General features: G+C 69.0%; 6 protein-coding genes. 2 read left to right on the forward strand and 4 right to left on the reverse strand.

Going from position 1 to position 3805, the window contains the following annotated elements; genetic code table 11:
- Positions 1–736 (forward strand): apolipoprotein N-acyltransferase (locus tag Q0D57_RS16840; protein ID WP_291046201.1); only part of this gene is annotated, 736 nt, incomplete at its 5' end.
- Positions 737–754: 18 nt separating this feature from the next.
- Here Q0D57_RS16840 and Q0D57_RS16845 read toward each other — a convergent pair.
- From Q0D57_RS16845 to Q0D57_RS16860, 4 genes are all read right to left on the reverse strand, one after another.
- On the reverse strand, positions 755–1120 hold the full coding sequence (locus tag Q0D57_RS16845; RefSeq protein WP_291046208.1) for an RNA polymerase-binding protein RbpA: 366 nt from the start codon (positions 1118–1120) through the stop codon (positions 755–757).
- A gap of 111 nt (positions 1121–1231) precedes the next feature.
- A complete protein-coding gene (locus tag Q0D57_RS16850) occupies positions 1232–2056 on the reverse strand; it encodes a glycerophosphodiester phosphodiesterase family protein (RefSeq protein ID WP_291046209.1) in 825 nt (274 codons plus the stop codon).
- The gene (locus tag Q0D57_RS16855; RefSeq protein ID WP_291046211.1) at positions 2034–2963 is read right to left on the reverse strand and encodes an SPFH domain-containing protein; all 930 of its coding nucleotides are present in this window, start codon (positions 2961–2963) and stop codon (positions 2034–2036) included. The genes Q0D57_RS16850 and Q0D57_RS16855 overlap by 23 nt, the downstream gene beginning before the upstream one ends.
- Positions 2960–3457 carry an NfeD family protein gene (locus Q0D57_RS16860; RefSeq protein ID WP_291046212.1) on the reverse strand — a complete coding sequence of 166 codons (498 nt, stop codon included), beginning with the start codon at positions 3455–3457 and terminating at the stop codon, positions 2960–2962. Before Q0D57_RS16860 ends, Q0D57_RS16855 begins: the two co-directional genes overlap by 4 nt.
- Before the next feature lie 122 nt (positions 3458–3579).
- Between Q0D57_RS16860 and Q0D57_RS16865 the strand changes: the two genes are divergently transcribed.
- Positions 3580–3805: SDR family NAD(P)-dependent oxidoreductase (locus tag Q0D57_RS16865; protein WP_291046215.1), on the forward strand; the 226-nt coding region annotated here is incomplete at its 3' end.

Here is a 3805-nt window from a genome sequence, read left to right on the forward strand (position 1 = left end):
GAACGCCTCGGACCTCGACCCCGCGCGGTCGCCGCTCGCCGCCGAGTCGCTCGACGCCGTGAGCGACCTGCTGGGGGGCGTGCCGATCGTGGCCGGCACCATCCAGGCTCGGGGCGACGAGGTCTTCAACACGTCGCTGCTCTGGGAGGACGGCGGGATCGCCGACTTCTACGACAAGCGCCATCCCGTGCCGTTCGCCGAGTGGATGCCCAACCGCGAGTTCTTCCGCCCGTTCGCTCCGGACCTCATCGACCTCGTGAGCCGCGACTACAGCTTCGGCACCACCGACCTCACCTTCGACATCGACGGGCTGATCGCCGGCATCTCGATCTGCTTCGACATCACCGACGACGCCGTCATGCGCGCCATGGCGGCCGAGGGCGCCCAGGTCGTGCTCGCGCAGACCAACAACGCCGACTTCGGGCAGACCGACGAGAACCTCCAGCAGCTGGCGATCGCCCGCCTGCGAGCGGTCGAGTTCGGCCGCTCGGTCGTGAACATCTCCACGGTGGGCACGAGCGAGATCATCGCGCCCGACGGCAGCCGGATCGTCGGCATCCCGGCCTACGAGGCCGGTTCGATGGTGGCCGACGTTCCGCTGGCCACCCTGCAGACGCCGGCGGCGATCGCGGGCTTCCCGATCGAGTGGCTGGTGGCGGGCTTCGGCCTGATCGGCCTCGCGGTGGCCCTCACGACGAGAGCGCCGCCCCGCCCGAAGGGGGAACGGCGCTCCTGACGTGCCGTGGATCGGCGCTCAGGCGCCGATCTTCTGCGTGCCGCGACGGGCGCGCAGGTAGGTCAGGCGCTCCTCGAGCAGCTCCTCGAGCTCGGCGCGCGTGCGCCGCTCGAGCAGCATGTCCCAGTGGCTGCGCGGTGTCTTCGCGTCGGCGTGGTCGACGGTCATGGGCTCCGAGCCCACCATCAACGTCGCCTCCCGGCTGCAGAACTTGCATTCCCAGGTCTCGGGGGCTTCGGCCTCGGCCGAGAACACCATCTCGGTGTCACGGCCACAAGTCGCGCATCGGTACGTGTACGTGGTTCGGGGCGAAAAAACGACGCCCTCCTCGCTCTGAAGGCTTTGTGCGCCCAGACGCATTCCGCGCAAACTGCGATCTGCCATTGTGTGGTCTCCTCTCGCGTTGCTTCCAACGTTATAAACCGTCCGGCGGGTGCATTCCTTTCCGATCCGTGCTATTGCCAGTAGTCTCCCAGCGATCGGCGCCAGCCCCAATCAGGGGGGTGTGCGCACGAGCTCGAGCATCAGGTCGACGCGGTCGGTGACGATGCCGTCCGCGCCGTTCTCGAGCAGGCGACGGGCCTCGTCCGGATCGTTGATCGTCCAGACGTGCACCTCGACGCCCGCGGCGTGGAGCCTCCGCACCGTGCGGGGAGTGGTGGTGCGGATGCGCCAGATGCGCTGCGGGATCTGCACCGCATCGACGCGCCGCAGCAGGAGCCGGGCGAGGGGCACGAGCCCGAGCTTCGCCGCGATGAGGGCGGGCACGAACTCCCGGGCCGAGGCGGACGCCGCGACCCGCTCCTCGGAGCCCGGGCTGCCCGGCAGTCGTCGCTCGAGCAGTTCGACGGTCGCTCGGCGGCGCTTCGTCGAGAACGACGTGATGAGCACGCGCTCGACGGCGCCCGCAGCCAGGATCGCCGCAGCGGCCGGGGCTGCAGCGTCTTCGGACTTGATGTCGATGTTGAAACGGGTCTCCGCATGCGCCGCGAGCACCTCGGCGAGGGTCGCGAATCGAGCGCCCCCACCCAGGTCGACCTCGCGGAGCTCCGCGAGCGTCAGATCGGCGATCCGGTCGGGGCGGTCGGCGACGCGCTCGAGCGTCGGGTCGTGCACGGCCACGGCGATGCCGTCGGCCGTGGCGTTGACATCGGTCTCGATGTAGGCGGCTCCGGCCGCTATGGCCTTCTCGAACGCCGCGATCGTGTTCTCCGGCACGCCGAGCGCGAGGCCGCGATGAGCGAGGATCCGGGGGGTCTCCGGAGCGAACCAGTCGCCGCCCGCCATCCGCCGCTGATCAGAATTTCGGCGGGGTGCCACTCTCGCCCGCCTTCGGGGTGCCCCGATCGCCGAACGCCTGTCCGATGCCCTTCAGCGCCTCGGTGAGCTCGCTCGGGATGACCCAGAGCTTGTTCGCCGAGCCCTCCGCGATCTTCGGCAGCGTCTGCAGGTACTGGTAGGCCAGCAGCATGCTGTCGGGCTCACCCTTGTGGATGGCGCTGAAGACCGTCGTGATGGCCTCCGCCTCGCCCTGGGCGCGCAGCACCTGGGCCTGCGCGTCTCCTTCGGCGCGGAGGATCTCGCCCTGCCGGTGCCCCTCGGCCTCGAGGATGGCCGACTGCTTGGTGCCCTCGGCGGTGAGGATGACGGCGCGGCGCTCACGCTCGGCGCGCATCTGCTTCTCCATCGAGTCCTGGATCGACGCGGGCGGGTCGATGGCCTTCAGCTCGACGCGGGAAACGCGGATGCCCCACTTGCCGGTGGCCTCGTCGAGCACGATCCGGAGCTGGCCGTTGATCTCGTCGCGGCTCGTCAGGGCCTCCTCGAGGTTGAGGCCGCCCACCACGTTGCGGAGGGTGGTGGTGGCGAGCTGCTCGACCGCACCCAGGTAGTTGGAGATCTCGTAGGTCGCCGCCCGCGCATCCGTGACCTGGAAGAACACGACCGTGTCGATCGAGACCACGAGGTTGTCCTCGGTGATGACCGGCTGCGGTGGGAACGAGACGACCTGCTCGCGCATGTCGATGAGGGGGCGCAAGCGGTCGATGAAGGGCACGAGGATGTTCAGGCCCGGCATGAGCGTCTTGTGGTAGCGGCCGAGCCGCTCGACCACGCCGGCGCGTGCCTGCGGGATGATCCGCACGGATCGCGCGACCACCACCAGCACGAAGATGACGATGATGATCACGACGATCACCAGGATGACCTGGCCCACGGTGTCGTTCACGGTGCCTCCTTGGTCGGGGTCTCGGTGAGGGGGACGGCGGCGGGCACGACCAGTGCCGTGGCGCCATCGATGGCGGTGACGAGCACGCGCTCACCGCGCTGCAGGTCTCGGCGCTCGGTGTGCGGTGAGACCCTGGCGGTCCAGGTGTCGCCGTTCGAGAGCTTCACGTGACCGGCCGATCCGGTGACCTGGTCGACCACGAGGCCCTCGAGGCCGAGGAGGGCGTCGACGTTGCTCTTCGCCGGGTCTCCACCCCGCTTCAGCAGCTTCAGCAGCGGCGGCCTCAGGGTGAGGATGAGCAGCAGCGACAGGATGGCGGCGACCACCACCTGCACGTACCAGGGTGCTCCGAAGGCCCCGGCGATGAGACCGCCGAGGCTCCCGATGGCGATCATCAGGAAGGTGAACTCGAGTGTCAGCATCTCGATCACCACGAACAGCAGGATCAGCCCCAGCCAGAAGATCCAGGCGTACGAGTCGAGGAATTCGAGCATCGTCGGTCTCCTCTCGCAATCGATCGGCGTGATTCGACGCTAGCAGGATTCGGCGTCGTGCCGGAGGGAGCAATGGCTACTTGGTAGTCTCGGGTGGTCATCCGATCCACGAGGAGCTCTCTGTGTCCACTTCTTCAGCCACCCCCCTCGCCGCCGGTTCGCTGAGCGGCAAGCGCGCCCTGGTCACGGGCTCCTCGCGCGGCATCGGCGCCGACACGGTCGGGTACCTCGCCGAGGCGGGCGCCTCCGTCGTCATCAACTACCGCAACAAGGAGGCGCGGGCGGCGAAGCTCGCGAACTCCATCCGCGAAGCCGGCGGCACCGCCCTCGTCGTGGGCGCCGACCTCA

Origin of the sequence: Herbiconiux sp. (assembly GCF_023264895.1) — a bacterium.
Classification (GTDB): domain Bacteria; phylum Actinomycetota; class Actinomycetes; order Actinomycetales; family Microbacteriaceae; genus Herbiconiux.